Origin of the sequence: Nonomuraea candida (assembly GCF_000725485.1) — a bacterium.
Classification (GTDB): domain Bacteria; phylum Actinomycetota; class Actinomycetes; order Streptosporangiales; family Streptosporangiaceae; genus Nonomuraea; species Nonomuraea candida.
In genome coordinates, this window is sequence record NZ_KL647031.1 from 362,100 (window position 1) to 376,426 (window position 14,327).

Annotated in this window: 11 protein-coding genes and 1 tRNA gene; 5 read left to right on the forward strand and 7 right to left on the reverse strand. The window is 68.4% G+C overall.

What is annotated here, in order from left to right; genetic code table 11:
• Positions 1–122: 122 nt before the first annotated feature.
• A tRNA-Leu gene (locus tag IO39_RS45590) sits at positions 123–195 on the reverse strand.
• A gap of 89 nt (positions 196–284) precedes the next feature.
• On the opposite strand from IO39_RS45590, the gene IO39_RS45595 reads away from it, so the two are divergent.
• The 3 genes from IO39_RS45595 to IO39_RS45605 all read left to right on the forward strand — a co-directional run bounded on the left by IO39_RS45595 (position 285) and on the right by IO39_RS45605 (position 3,832).
• Entirely contained in the window at positions 285–869 is a 585-nt protein-coding gene (locus IO39_RS45595) for an ANTAR domain-containing response regulator (RefSeq protein ID WP_245642636.1), read from the forward strand.
• 153 nt (positions 870–1,022) lie between these two features.
• On the forward strand, positions 1,023–2,315 hold the full coding sequence (locus IO39_RS45600) for an ABC transporter substrate-binding protein (protein ID WP_043638816.1): 1,293 nt from the start codon (positions 1,023–1,025) through the stop codon (positions 2,313–2,315).
• A 215-nt stretch (positions 2,316–2,530) separates the two neighbouring features.
• Complete coding sequence (locus IO39_RS45605) at positions 2,531–3,832, forward strand: ABC transporter substrate-binding protein (RefSeq protein ID WP_043638819.1); 1,302 nt, start codon at positions 2,531–2,533, stop codon at positions 3,830–3,832.
• Between the two features lie 151 nt (positions 3,833–3,983).
• Here IO39_RS45605 and IO39_RS51660 read toward each other — a convergent pair whose 3' ends face one another.
• A complete protein-coding gene (locus IO39_RS51660; protein ID WP_052424209.1) occupies positions 3,984–4,619 on the reverse strand; it encodes a hypothetical protein in 636 nt (211 codons plus the stop codon).
• A 416-nt stretch (positions 4,620–5,035) separates the two neighbouring features.
• Here IO39_RS51660 and IO39_RS45615 point away from each other — a divergent pair, with 416 nt between their 5' ends.
• The gene (locus IO39_RS45615; protein ID WP_043638822.1) at positions 5,036–6,334 is read left to right on the forward strand and encodes an ABC transporter substrate-binding protein; all 1,299 of its coding nucleotides are present in this window, start codon (positions 5,036–5,038) and stop codon (positions 6,332–6,334) included.
• A gap of 154 nt (positions 6,335–6,488) precedes the next feature.
• Here IO39_RS45615 and IO39_RS45620 read toward each other — a convergent pair whose 3' ends face one another.
• From IO39_RS45620 to IO39_RS45640, 5 genes are all read right to left on the reverse strand, one after another.
• Positions 6,489–7,292 (reverse strand): ABC transporter ATP-binding protein, encoded by an 804-nt coding sequence (locus IO39_RS45620; RefSeq protein WP_043638825.1) that lies wholly within the window; start codon positions 7,290–7,292, stop codon positions 6,489–6,491.
• Positions 7,289–8,263: an ABC transporter ATP-binding protein gene (locus tag IO39_RS45625; RefSeq protein WP_245642665.1), complete on the reverse strand. Its 975-nt coding sequence runs from the start codon at positions 8,261–8,263 to the stop codon at positions 7,289–7,291. The genes IO39_RS45620 and IO39_RS45625 overlap by 4 nt, the downstream gene beginning before the upstream one ends.
• Positions 8,264–8,267: 4 nt before the next feature.
• Positions 8,268–9,254, reverse strand: a complete 987-nt coding sequence (locus IO39_RS45630; RefSeq protein WP_043638828.1) for a branched-chain amino acid ABC transporter permease — start codon at positions 9,252–9,254, stop codon at positions 8,268–8,270.
• Between the two features lie 12 nt (positions 9,255–9,266).
• On the reverse strand, positions 9,267–10,427 hold the full coding sequence (locus IO39_RS45635; RefSeq protein ID WP_043638832.1) for a branched-chain amino acid ABC transporter permease: 1,161 nt from the start codon (positions 10,425–10,427) through the stop codon (positions 9,267–9,269).
• 571 nt (positions 10,428–10,998) lie between these two features.
• Positions 10,999–11,343, reverse strand: coding sequence for a hotdog fold thioesterase (locus IO39_RS45640; protein ID WP_084774692.1), 345 nt, complete (start codon positions 11,341–11,343; stop codon positions 10,999–11,001).
• 131 nt (positions 11,344–11,474) lie between these two features.
• Between IO39_RS45640 and polA the strand changes: the two genes are divergently transcribed.
• Complete coding sequence (polA, locus tag IO39_RS45645) at positions 11,475–14,165, forward strand: DNA polymerase I (RefSeq protein ID WP_043638837.1); 2,691 nt, start codon at positions 11,475–11,477, stop codon at positions 14,163–14,165.
• Positions 14,166–14,327 lie beyond the last annotated feature (162 nt).

The following is a 14,327-nucleotide window of genomic DNA, read 5'->3' on the forward strand; positions in this document are numbered from 1 at the left end:
TCACGCTCTCATCGCGGCGTCAGGAGCGCGCCTTCGTGACGCGGCGGAGTGAGCCCCATGCGCGGTGTGGCGAGGGGTGGGGCGAAAAGACCCCCGGCCGGGAGGGACGGGGGTCGGGTCGGTGCCCCGGGTGGGATTCGAACCCACACTGTATGGATTTTGAGGCCATCGACTCTGCCGTTGGTCTACCGGGGCGGCATATGTCCGGTCTGTGATCTCGGGGTGTCGTGCCCGAGCCGCACCGGCGTGGATCTAATCTACCGGACATCTGTACTCTTCTGCTCGTGAGTACGCAGCGGCGAGTAGTGATCGCGGAAGACGAGGCCCTGATCCGCCTCGACCTCAAGGAGATGCTCCAGGAGGACGGCTACGTCGTCGTGGGCGAGGCCGGTGACGGTGAGCAGGCGATCCGGCTGGCCGCCGACCTGAAACCCGACCTCGTGATCCTCGACGTGAAGATGCCCGTGCTCGACGGCATCTCGGCGGCCGAGCGGATCGTGTCCGAGCGGATCGCCCCGTGCCTCATCCTGACCGCCTTCTCGCAGCGCGACCTGGTGGAGCGGGCGAGGGACGCCGGGGCGATGGCCTACCTGGTCAAGCCGTTCACCAAGGCGGATCTGGTGCCGGCGATCGAGATGGCGGTGAGCAGGCACGAGGAGATGGTCGCGCTGGCGGCCGAGGTGTCGAGCCTGTCGGAGCGGCTGGAGACCAGGAAGCTGGTCGAGCGGGCCAAGGGGCAGTTGATGGCGCAGCACGGCTGGACCGAGCCGCAGGCGTTCCGGTGGATCCAGAAGGCGTCGATGGACCGCCGGTTGAGCATGCGCGAGGTTGCTCAGATCGTTATAGACGATGCGGCGGAGCGGTCCTGAAAAAGCCCTATATCAAGTGATTTGACCCGGCGGGTTGTGGTGCGGTCACGACTGGGCATCCAACCGGCTTCGGGAGCTTACGCGGCTGGCGTCCCGGCGCGTAACTGATGGGCGGACGGAAGGTTCGCTCATCTTCGATCGGAGACGCTTTCCATGATCCGCATTTTTCGTGCGCCGCTCGCGGCCACAGCCGCATGCCTGGCGCTGGCGGCGTGCTCGTCCGGCGGCACCGGCGCCGGTTCCGGCACCACGAGTGCCACGCCGGCCGCGCCCTCCTCGCCCGCGGTCGCGCAGGGGGACGGCACGCTGACGATCGGCACCCTGCTGCCGCAGACGGGCTCGCTGGCCTATCTGGGCCCGCCCATGTTCGGGGGCGTCGACCTGGCGCTCAAGGAGATCAACGAGGCCGGCGGGGTGCTGGACAAGCCGGTGACCGAGCACGACACCGACTCCGGTGACACGACCACGAACATCGCCTCGCAGTCGGTGGACAAGCTGCTGGCGCAGAAGGCCGACGCGATCATCGGGGCGGCCTCGTCGTCGGTGTCGGAGTCGGTGATCGACAAGATCACCGGGGCGGGGGCCGTGCACTTCTCGCCGGCCAACACCTCCGACAAGTTCACCACGATCGAGGACAAGGGCCTGTACTTCCGTACGGCGCCGCCGGACAAGCTGCAGGGCCGGGTGCTGGGGGACCTGGTGGTGGCCGACGGCAACGACACAGTGGGCATCCTGGCGATGCAGGACTCCTACGGCACCGGCCTGGCCGACCAGGTGGAGCAGACGGTCACGGACGCCGGCGCCCAGGTGGCCGAGCGGGTGGACTACGACCCGAAGGCGGCCGACTTCTCCGCCGACGTGGCCAGGATCAAGGCCAAGAACCCCAAGGGCATCGTGCTGATCGGCTTCGAGGAGACCTCGAAGGTGGTGCAGGAGCTGGTCAAGCAGGGGCTGACCAGCGACAAGCACAAGTGGTACATGGTCGACGGCAACACCTCCAACACCAACTTCCTGCAGATGCCCAAGGGCACGCTCGACGGCGTCAAGGGCACGATCCCGGGGGCGGAGGCGCCGGAGGCGTTCCAGAAGCGGCTGCTGGTGGTGAATCCGGAGCTGGCGGAGTACACCTACGCGGCGGAGTCGTACGACGCCGTGATGCTCGTCGCGCTGGCCGCCGAGGCGGCCAAGAACGACTCGGGCCAGGCGATCGCGGCCGAGCTGGTCGAGGTGAGCAAGGGCGGCAGCAAGTGCACCGGCTTCAAGGAGTGCGCCGACCTGCTGAAGGCCGGCACGGACATCGACTATGACGGCGTCAGCGGGCCGGTGGACTTCAATGACGCGGGCGATCCGACGGTCGCCACGATCGGCGTCTACCAGTACGGCCCCAACAACCGGTTCAACGCCGCCAAGGCGGTCGAATATCGCCAGGGTAAGATCACCGGCTGATCGCCCATTTCTGCCCTGATCCGGATATTTCGGATCAGGGCAGCTTCATGGCCGTAACTCTCCTGAAACACACCATGACGATGGGTGTTTGGGACATTACAAATCAGCATAAAAGCCGCGTAAGAACTCCCCATCTCGGCACGGGACAGGCAAGCTGAACTCGTAAAACCGGCGGAGGTGATCGTCTCTTCGCCGAGATTGGGGGAGTCTCTTTCATGAACCGCATTGCTCCAGCGGGGCGCGTGCTGGCCGTCGCGGCCGCGGCGAGCCTGGCCCTGACTGCTTGTGGCGGCGGTGGCGACACGGCCGCCCAGCAGCCCGCCTCCGCTGCGCCGTCCACGGCGGCCTCCTCGGCGCCGGCGGCGAAGGGCGACGGCACGCTGACCCTCGGCACGGTCCTGCCGCAGACCGGTTCGCTGGCGTTCCTCGGCCCGCCCGAGTTCGCCGGCGTGGACCAGGCCGTCAAGGAGATCAACGAGGCCGGTGGCGTCCTCGGCAAGCCGGTCACCAAGATCCATATGGACTCGGGCGACACCACCACCAACATCGCCTCGCAGTCGGTGGACAAGCTGCTGGCGCAGCAGGCCGACGCCATCATCGGCGCCGCCTCCTCCTCGGTGTCCGAGTCGATCATCGACAAGGTCACGGGGGCCGGGGTGGTGCAGTTCTCGCCGGCCAACACCTCCGACAAGTTCACCACGATCAGCGACAACGGCCTGTACTTCCGTACCGCGCCGCCGGACAAGCTGCAGGGCCGCGTGCTCGGTGACCTGGTCGTGGCCGACGGCAACGACACCGTCGGCATCCTGGCCATGCAGGACTCCTACGGCTCGGGCCTGGCCGACCAGATCACCAAGACGGCCGAGGAGGCCGGCGCCAGCGTCGTGGAGCGGGTCGACTACGACCCGAAGGCCCCCGAGTTCTCCGCCGACGTCGCCAAGATCAAGGCCAAGAACCCGAAGGCGATCGTGCTGATCGGCTTCGAGGAGGGCGCCAAGGTCGTGGCCGAGCTGGTCAAGCAGGGCCTGACCGCCGACAAGGTGAAGTGGTACATGGTGGACGGCACCATGTCGAACACCAACTACCTGAAGATGCCCAAGGGCACGCTCAAGGGCGTCAAGGGCACCATCCCGGGCGCCGAGGCGCCGGACGAGTTCAGGAAGAAGCTCAAGGAGATCTCCCCGGACCTCGACGACTTCACCTACGCCGCCGAGTCGTACGACGCGGCGAACCTCATCGCGCTGGCCGCCGAGGCCGCCAAGGACGACTCCGGCAAGTCGATCGCCGCCAAGCTGCCCGAGGTGAGCAAGGGCGGCGAGAAGTGCAAGAGCTTCAAGGAGTGCGCCGACCTGCTGAAGGCCGGCAAGGACATCGACTACGACGGCGTCAGCGGCCCGATCGAGTTCAACGACGCCGGTGACCCGGCCGTGGCCACGATCGGCGTCTACCAGTACGGCGACGACAACAAGTACCCCGGCAAGGCGCTGGAGTACCGCACCGGCAACATCGAGGGCTGACCTCCCGGGTCATCCCGCCCGGGCCCGGAAACCCACCCTTTCCGGGCCCGGGGCACCACCGGCCGGACCCGTACCGACCGGCGGCCGTGCCCGGAGCCGACCGGGCGGCTCAGGACTCACCGGCCCAGGTCTCATCGGCCGGGCCCGCGGGTCAGCCGGCGGGCCCGGTGCTCCGCTCGCCCAGGCCGCAGGCCCGCATCGCGTACGCGATGAGGCGGTGCTGCAGCGGCTGGGGCGGCGTCACGATCACCACGCGCTCCTCGCCCCCGTCGATCGCGGCCCGCACCGGGAACAGGAACGCCTTCTTGGCCTCGGCGAACGCGTGCGGGTCGCACCGGCCAGGGGTGAGCTCGACCGGCACCTCCAGCCGCTGCGCCCCGGCGGCCAGCGTGCCCAGGGGCCTGCCCCCGGCGGTGACGATGTAGTGCGTGGTGCCGCCCATCTCGTTGAGCGTCACCGTGCCCGGCCCGCGCCTGGTGACCACCAGGTTCCCCCGCATGACCTTGCCCGACTCCTTCCACTCCGGGCCGAACTCGATGCCTGCCGCCTGCTTGATCAGGAACTCCGAGCACTCGTCGCGCAGCAGCCTGGCCAGCAGCGGATCGGGGTGCGGCACCCGGAAGACGACCTTGCGCGGCGGCGCGGAGCCGCCACCGACGTGGGCCACGACGGTGGCGGGGCCGACCTCGGGCAGGCCCTGGGGCAGGCAGTTGGCGGCGCCGTACGGGATGGGCAGGTCCGTGCGCTCGGTTTTCCCGATGACCGCGTCGGCCCGTTGTGGCGGCATCGTTTTGAAGGATGGCGTGACAAGCTGGACATCAGCAAAATAAACCGGTGTTTCTCCAATATTTCGGACAGCCACCTGAAGCTGGTGAACAGGCTCGTCGGAACGCCATTGCGCCAGTGAGACGGACACTCCCGGCGGCGGATCGGCGGGCGGGGGAGAGGCCGGTTCCGGCGAACCGCAACCGGTTACGAGTAGGGCCAGCGCGAGCGGGAGGGTAATGCGCTTCACCCGTCGCACATTAAGCCTCCTCACACAGGTCCGTAAGTTGAGGACTGATTACGACTCCGCATCCAAGTGCCGACAGTTCCCCAGCGGACCTGGTTGGAGTCTGCACCGATTTTGTACGTTTCCGTCATTCGATCGGGAACGCTCGGCGGTGCTGACGGATCCCGGCCTGGAAATGAAGGAGACACTTCATGATCCGCATTGCTCCCGTGGGACGGGCGCTGGCTGTCGTGGCTGCCACCAGCCTGGCCCTGACAGCCTGCGGTGGTGGTGGCGGTGACACCGCCACGCAGACTTCCCCGAGTGCCGCACCGGCCTCGTCGTCCGCACCGGCGGCGAAGGGCGATGGCACGCTCACCCTCGGCACGCTGCTGCCCCAGACCGGTTCCCTGGCGTTCCTCGGCCCGCCCGAGTTCGCGGGGGTCGACCTCGCCCTGAAGGAGATCAACGAGGCCGGCGGCGTGCTCGGCAAGCCGGTGGCCAAGTTCGACACCGACTCCGGTGACACGACCACGAACATCGCCTCGCAGTCGGTGGACAAGCTGCTGGCGCAGAAGGCCGACGCCATCATCGGCGCCGCCTCCTCGTCGGTGTCGGAGTCGGTCATCGACAAGATCACGGGCGCGGGTGTCATCCACTTCTCACCGGCCAACACCTCCGACAAGTTCACCACGATCGAGGACAAGGGCCTGTACTTCCGCACCTCCCCGCCGGACAAGCTGCAGGGCCGCGTGCTCGGCGACCTGGTCGTGGCCGACGGCAACGACACGGTCGGCATCCTGGCCATGCAGGACTCCTACGGCACCGGCCTGGCCGACCAGGTGCAGAAGACGGTCACCGACGGCGGTGGCCAGGTGGTCGAGCGCGTCGACTACGACCCGAAGGCGGCCGACTTCTCCGCCGACGTCGCCAAGATCAAGGCCAAGAACCCCAAGGGCATCGTGCTGATCGGCTTCGAGGAGACCTCCAAGGTCATCCAGGAGCTGGTCAAGCAGGGCATGCCGGCCGACAAGCACAAGTGGTACATGGTCGACGGCAACACCTCCAACACCAACTACGTCAAGATGCCGAAGGGCACGCTGAAGGGCGTCAAGGGCACCATCCCCGGCGCGGCCTCGCCGGAGGACTTCCAGAAGAAGCTCCTTGAGATCAACAAGGACCTGGAGGACTTCAGCTACGCCCCCGAGTCCTACGACGCGGCGAACCTGATCGCGCTGGCCGCCGAGGCCGCCAAGAGCGACGCGGGCGTGGACATCGCGGCCAAGCTGATGGAGGTCAGCAAGGGCGGCACGAAGTGCAAGAACTTCAAGGAGTGCGTGGACCTGCTGAAGGCCGGCACGGACATCGACTACGAGGGCGTCAGCGGCCCGGTCGAGTTCGACGAGGCCGGTGACCCGGCGGTCGCCACGATCGGCATCTACCAGTACGGCGACGACAACAAGTACGGCACCAAGGCGCTGGAGTACCGCACCGGCAACATCGCCGGCTGACACCTCTCCCGCACAGTCGCCAGCACGTCGAGGAAGGGCCCGGTCACCCCGTGACCGGGCCCTTCCCGCTGCCCTCGGCCCCGCGCCACGTCCCACATGAAAGAACGGGGAAAGGGCCCGGCGGGAGCCCCTTCCCCGTTTCTCGGCGCGGTGGTTACGCCTTGGCCAGCGTGCCGAGGTACAGCTCGATGACCTTGGGGTCGTTGGCGAGCTGCCGCCCGGTGCCGGTGTAGGCGTTGCGGCCCTGGTCCAGGACGTAGCCGCGGTGGCAGATCTGCAGGCAGCGCCGCGCGTTCTGCTCCACCATGATCACGGTCACGCCGGCCTTGTTGATCTGCTGGGCCTGGATGAAGACCAGGTCCTGCAGCTTGGGCGACAGACCGGCCGACGGCTCGTCGAGCAGCAGCACCGACGGCTCGGTCATGAGCGCCCTGGCCATCGCCACCATCTGCCGCTCACCGCCCGACAGGGAGCCGGCGCGCTGCTTGCGCCGCTCCTTGAGCGCGGGGAACAGCTCGGCCACGAACTCGAAGCGCTCCTTGAACTTCCCCGGCACCTGGTAGGCGCCCATCTCGAGGTTCTCCTCGATGGTGAGGCTGGGGAAGACGTTGTTGGTCTGCGGCACGTAGCCCACGCCGCGGGAGACCAGCGAGTGCGCCTTCATGTTCGTGATGTTCTCGCCCTTGAGCAGCACCGTGCCGCTGCGGATGTTGACCAGCCCGAACATGGCCTTGAGTAGTGTCGACTTCCCGGCGCCGTTGGGGCCGATGATGCCGATCAGCTCGCCTTCCTTCACGTACAGGTCGGAGCCGTTGAGGATGTTGACGCCGGGCAGGTAGCCGGCGATCAGCTCGTCGCAGCGCAGCACCGCGTCCTTGGCGCCCTCCAGGTGGGCGGTGCGGTCGGTGACTGCGGCCTTGGACCGGGCCTCCTCGACGGGCGCTTCGTCGGCGCTCACTTCTGCGTCTCCTCTGTGGTCTCGGCCCCGGGGGCCGTGCTCGCGGACCTGGTGGCCCCGGGGTCGTGGATCTCGGCCTCCAGGGCGGCCTCGGCCTCGTGCAGCTGGGCCGCCAGCTCGCTGTCCGACAGCGGGGCGTCGTGGTGGGCGCCCAGGTAGGCGTCGATCACGCGCTGGTCGGACATGATGGTCGAGGGCGGGCCCTCGGCGATCACCGCGCCCTGCGCCATGACGATCACCCAGTCGCTGATGTCGCGGACCATGTCCATGTCGTGCTCCACGAACAGCACCGTCATGCCCTGCTCGCGCAGGTCCTTGACGTGGCCGAGCAGCGACTGCGTCAGCGCCGGGTTCACGCCGGCCATCGGCTCGTCGAGCATGACCAGCTCGGGCCTGACCATGAGCGCGCGGGCCATCTCCAGCAGCTTGCGCTGGCCGCCGGAGAGCGAGCCGGCGAAGTCGTCGCGCTTGGCGTCGAGCTTGAACCGCGCCAGCAGCTCCTCGGCGCGCTCGGTGATCTCGTCCTCCTGCTCGCGCCAGAAGCTCGGCACGAGGGCCCGCCAGAAGCTCTCGCCCTTCTGCTTCTGCGCGCCCAGGCGCATGTTCTCCAGCACGGTCAGGCGCGAGAGCGCCTTGGTGAGCTGGAAGGTGCGCACCATACCGGCCCTGACCACCTTGTGGGCGGGCAGGCCGTTCATGGGACGCCCGTTGAACGTCCACGTCCCGGAGTCGGCCGTGTCGAAGCCGGTGAGCTGGTTGAAGAAGGTGGTCTTGCCGGCCCCGTTGGGGCCGATCAGCGCGGTGATGGAGCCGCGCTGGATCTCGACGTGGCTCACCTCGACGGCGGTCAGGCCGCCGAAGCGGCGCACCACGTTGTCGACCACGAGGATGGGGTCGGGCTTGGGCACGCCGGGCTCGCGGGCCAGGTCCTTGAACGCGGCCTGGGCGGTGGCCTTCGGGCCTGCGGTCATCGTGTCATCGCGCATCGATGGCGATCTCCCTCTTGTCCCCGAAGATGCCCTGTGGCCGGACGACCAGCAACAGGATGAAGCCCAGGCCGACCAGGGCGTAGCGGATGGGGCCGACCTGGATGGTGCTCATGAAGGGGATGTACCCGTTGGCCACCAGCTCGGCCAGGGTGTTGCCGATGAAGACGAACAGCACCCAGAAGATCATCGCGCCGACGACCGGCCCGAACACGCGGGCGGCGCCGCCGAGGATGACGATGGTGTAGGCGAAGAACGTCATCTCCGTGCCGAACACGTCGGGCTGCACCGAGCCGTTGTAGAGGCCGTAGAAGAAGCCGCCGAAGCAGCCGATGATGCCGCCCAGCATGAGCGACTGCATCTTGTACGCGAAGACGTTCTTGCCCAGGGCGCGCACGGCGTCCTCGTCCTCGCGGATGGCCTTCAGCACGCGGCCCCACGGGCTCTTCATCAGCAGGTAGACCACCAGGCAGCAGAGCAGCACGACGATCCAGCCCACCGTGAGCAGCCACATCGTGCGCTCGCCGAAGCCGAACGGGCCGATGCCGTAGCGGCCGGGCGGGTAGGGGTTCATCGCGTAGAAGTCGGTGTTGAAGCCGCGCCGGCCGTCGGAGCCGCCGAAGATGTCCTTGAAGTACACCGAGCGGAAGACGAGCCGGACGATCTCCGCCGCGGCGATCGTCACGATCGCCAGATAGTCGGCCCGCAGTTGCAGGGTCGGGATGCCCAGCAGCAGCGCGAGCACCGCGGCGGCGGCCAGGCCGACCAGGATGCCGATCCAGAACGGCAGGTTCATGACGGTGACGGAGACGGCCAGGCCGTAGCCGGCCACGGCCATGAACGCCGCCTGGCCGAAGTTGAGCAGGCCGGTGTAGCCGAAGTGGATGTTGACGCCGATCGCGGCCAGGCCGTACACCACGGTCTCCCAGCCGATGGCGGCGTGGACGGTGGTGGTGAGAATCGTGAGCCAGTCCATGTCCTACCCCCGTCAGCCGATCCGCTCGCGGCGGCCCAGGATGCCCTGCGGCCGGAAGAGAAGCACGATGATCAGCACGGCCAGCGCGCCGACCGACTTCAGCTCCGGCGGCACCCACAGGGTCGACACCTGGATGAAGATGCCCACCACGAGCGAGCCGATCAGGGCGCCGAACGCCGTGCCGAGCCCGCCGAGCGTGACGCCCGCGAAGATGAGCAGCAGGATGTCCTGGCCCATGGTGAACTTCAGCGACTGCGACAGGCCGAGCATGACGCCCGCCAGCGCGGCGATGGCGCCGCCCGCGGTCCAGATGATGCGGATGACGCGGTCGACGTTGATGCCGGAGGAGGCGGCCAGGGCCGGGTTGTCGGACACCGCGCGCGCCGCCTTGCCGGTGCGGGTCTTCATCAGGGCCAGGCCGACGACGACGAGGACCGCCAGCTCGATGCCGATCGCCCAGAAGTTCTTCGGCGCGGCGCTGATCGGGCCGACCGTGATGCCCGCCTGCGTGTTGTAGTCGGTGAAGCTCTCGGTCTGGGCGCCGAAGAAGAACTGGATGAGGTTGCGCAGCAGGATGGCCACGCCGATCGAGATGATCATCATGGCGATGGTGCCGGTGCCGCGTTTGCGCAGCTGGCCCCAGAACCATCGGTCCTGTCCGTAGCCCAGCGCGCCGGCGACCACGACGGCCAGGATCGCGGCCGGGATGAGCTGGATGCTGAAGCCGACGTTGAACGCGTAGGCGATGACCGCGCCGAGCGTCACCAGCTCGCCGTGGGCGAAGTTCGTCAGTCCGGTGGTGCCGTAGATGAGCGACAGGCCGAGCGCGCCCAGGGCGATGATCAGGCCGAGGTTGACGCCCTCGAAGGTGAGCTGGGCGGCCTGCCCCCAGAACGAGCTCTGCCCGGTGGCCTCCTGCTGCGGCTGCCCGCCGGCGCCCTTGGGGTCGAGCGGGAACAGGACGGTGGAGCAGTTGCCCTCGAAGACCGTCGGGGTGCGGACATTCACGCCGCCGCGTGGCGCGGCGTTCTGCGGAATGGTGCTGACATCCAACGTGACCTTGAACTTACCGGGATCTTCAACCTGGACGTCCCACGCGCCTTGCGCGTTACTGGTGACCTCCTCGACGGGTTGTCCGCCCTCGGTGGTCACCACGATTTTGGCGCCGTTCACTGGCTGGCCTTGGAATGTGAGTGTGCCCCTCAAACCCTGGCAATCGGCGGGGCCGGCATGAGCCGGACCGGCGAGCAGGAAGACGAGTCCACCCAGGAAGGCCGTGAACGCGATCACGGCTCTGCGCAATGGTGCTCCCTCAAAGTAGGTCAAGGCGGGGTTGTGCCCCTCCATCTCGACACGCGCGCATCGCAGGCACAACTGGGATGCAATGGCGGGAGCTTATTCCGGGGACGCCCGGTTCAGTATCGTTCGTCACCAATTAGTGACATGTGTGTGTCACTCATGTGAGGAAACAACAAGCCTGGTCAGGGGCTAAATCACCGGAGACGCCTGGCGCTTTGGGGAAACGAGTCAATAACGATCGCGGGAAATGCATGGACGAGCCCGCGGGGATGGCCTTTGGGGCCATGCAGGGCTCCCCTGTCGTATGCGGGAGAACCTCCCCGCACGCGTGGGGCCGAACACGTTTTCTACTGGGCCTCCCCGCGGGCTCTGTTCGGACAACCGTAGCGAGCCCCGGGGGCCGTGCGCAAAGGGTCGGTGAAAGTGACGGAAGCGACGCGAACGGTCAGCGGTCGCGCAACATGCAGGTGAGCCTGGAGGTGCACACGCGCCGCCCCTGCTCATCGGTGATCACGATGTCATACGTCGCCAAAGAGCGACCCGCGTGCAACCGTGTCGCGACCCCCTTGACGTAACCGGAGGTCGCCGGGCGGTGGTGGGTGGCGTTGATCTCGATGCCCACCGCGAGCCGCTCGGGACCGGCGTGGATGGCCGCGGCCACCGAGCCGAGCGTCTCGGCCAGCACCACCGAGGCCCCGCCGTGCAACAGCCCGTACGGCTGCGTGTTGCCCTCCACCGGCATCCGGCCCACGACCCGCTCCGCGCCGGCCTCCAGGAACTCGATCCCCATCCGGTCGGCGAGCGTGCCCTGGTGCAGGTCGCCGAACACGCTGAGGTCCACGGGGTTGGTCTGCGTCAAAGGGATGTCTCCACTCTTCCGAGCTCGGGTTTTCTGTCGCAGACGCAGACTAGGCTGCGTACGTGCCGAAGAGTGAAGTGACCCCCAGCCGCCCGTGCCTGCTGTTGCTCGACGGGCATTCCCTGGCTTATCGCGCGTTCTACGCGCTCAAGGACGCCAACCTGATGACCACCGACGGTCAGCACACCGAGGCGGTCTACGGGTTCACCTCGATGCTGACCAACATCCTGCGCGACGAGCAGCCGACGCACGTCGCGGTGGCCTTCGACCGGTCGGAGCCGACGTTCCGCCACGAGGAATACGCCGACTACAAGGCCAACAGGAGCGAGACCCCGGAAGACTTCCGCGGTCAGATGCAGCTCATCTTCGAGCTGCTCGACACGCTGCGCATCCCGCGCCTGTCCAAGGCGGGGTTCGAGGCCGACGACCTCATCGCCACCCTGGCCACCCGGGCGGGCGAGCAGGGCATGAACGTCCTGATCGTCACCGGCGACCGCGACGCGCTGCAGTTGGTCAACGACCACGTCACCGTCCTGATGACCCGGCGCGGCATCAGCGACATGACCAGGTTCACGCCCGAGGCCGTCGAGGAGAAATACGGCCTGACCCCCGCCCAATACCCCGACTTCGCCGCCCTGCGCGGCGACCCCAGCGACAACCTGCTGAGCATCCCCAGCGTGGGGGAGAAGACCGCCGCCAAGTGGGTGCGCGAGTTCGGCTCGCTGACCGCGCTGGTCGACCGGGTCGACGAGGTCAAGGGCAAGGTCGGCGACAAGCTGCGCGAGCACGTCGCCCAGGTGCTGATGAACCGCCGGCTCACCGAGCTGCTGCGCGACGTGCCGCTGGAGGTCGAGCTCGGCGACCTCAAGCAGGGCACGTGGGAGCGCGAGGAGATCAACAAGCTCTTCGACACCCTGCAGATCCGCGGCGAGCTGCGCGAGCGCGTCTTCAAGGTGCTCGGCACCGGCGAGCAGGAGCCCGAGCAGGGCTTCGAGGTCGAGACCGTGCTGCTCGGGCCCGACCGGGTCGCCGGCTGGCTGCGGGCGCTGCCCGAGGGCCGCGCGGGCCTGGCCTTCAAGGGCTCCTACGGCAGCGGCACCGGGCGCATCGACGCCATCGCCATCGCCTCGCCCGACGGCACCGCCGCCCACATCGACCCCGTCAAGCTCACCGAGGCCGACGAGGCGGCCCTGCGGGCCTGGCTGGGCGACGACACCAAGCCCAAGGCCGTCCACGACGCCAAGGGGCCCATCCTGGCCCTGTGGGCCCAGGGCATGGAGCTGCGTGGCCTGAGCTGCGACACCGCCCTGGCCGCCTACCTGGCGATGCCGGGCCAGCGCACGTTCGCCCTCGAAGACCTGGCCAGGCGCTACCTCCACCGCGACCTGCGCGCCGAGGAGGAGCCCAGCGGGCAGGCCGCGCTGTTCGGCGACGACGAGGACGCCCCGGCCAAGGACCTCGCGCTGCGCGCCCACGCCGTGCGCGAGCTGGCGCAGGCCCTGGAGAGCTTCCTGGCCGGGCGCGGCGGCACCCAGCTCCTGGCCGACGTGGAGCTGCCGCTGCTGTCGGTGCTGGCCGAGATGGAGCGCGCCGGCATCGCCGTCGACAGCGAATACTTCGCCGGCCTGGAGGCCGAGTTCGGCGCCGCGGTCAAGCACGCCGTCGAGGAGGCCCACCGCTCGGTCGGCGAGCAGTTCAACCTGGGCTCGCCCAAGCAGCTCCAGGAGATCCTGTTCACCCGGCTCAACCTGCCCAAGACCAAGAAGATCAAGACCGGCTACAGCACCGACGCCGACCAGCTCGCCTGGCTGGCCACCCAGACCGAGCACGAGCTGCCCACGATCATGCTGCGCCACCGCGACCAGCAGAAGCTGCGCACCACGGTGGAGGGCCTGATCAAGGAGATCGGCGACGACGGCCGCATCCACACCACGTTCAACCAGATCATCGCGGCCACCGGCCGGCTGTCGTCGGAGAAGCCCAACCTGCAGAACATCCCGATCCGCACCGCCGAGGGCCGCCGCATCCGGCAGGGCTTCACGGTCGGCGAGGGCTACGAGACGCTGCTGACCGCCGACTACAGCCAGATCGAGCTGCGCATCATGGCCCACCTGTCGGGCGACGAGTCGCTCATCGAGGCGTTCGAGTCGGGCCACGACTTCCACCAGGCCACCGCGGCCCGGGTCTTCGACCTGCCGCCCGAGCAGATCGACGGCGAGCTGCGGGCCCGCATCAAGGCCATGAACTACGGCCTGGCCTACGGCCTGTCCGACTTCGGCCTGTCGGGGCAGCTCAACATCCCGGTGGCCGAGGCGCGGGCGCTGAAGGAGGAATACTTCCAGGAGTTCGGCGGCGTGCGCGACTTCCTCAACGCCATCGTCTCCCAGGCCCGCGCCGACGGCTACACCGAGACGATCATGGGCCGCCGCCGCTACCTGCCCGACCTCACCAGCGACAACCGCCAGCGCCGCGAGATGGCCGAGCGCATGGCGCTCAACGCCCCGATCCAGGGCTCGGCCGCCGACATCATCAAGGTCGCCATGCTCAACGTGCGCCAGGCCATCGGCGAGGAGGGGCTGGCCTCGCGGATGTTGCTCCAGGTGCACGACGAGCTGGTGTTCGAGGTGGCGCCGGGCGAGCTGGAGCGGCTCAAGCAGCTCGTGTGCGACCAGATGAACGCCGCCTACCACCTGCGGGTGCCGCTGGAGGTCTCGGTGGGCGTGGGCCGCACCTGGGAGGACGCGGGCCACTGAGCGACGGGCTCCCTGACGGGCTCCCGGCCGGGCTCCTTGCCGGGCTCCCGGCCGGGCTCCTTGCCGGGCTCCCGGCCGGGCTTCTCGCCGGGCCGGGGGAGGGGAGCGGCGGGGCCGTGCCGGGTCTGCACTAGCCTGAAGCGGTCTTCACCGAACGGCCAG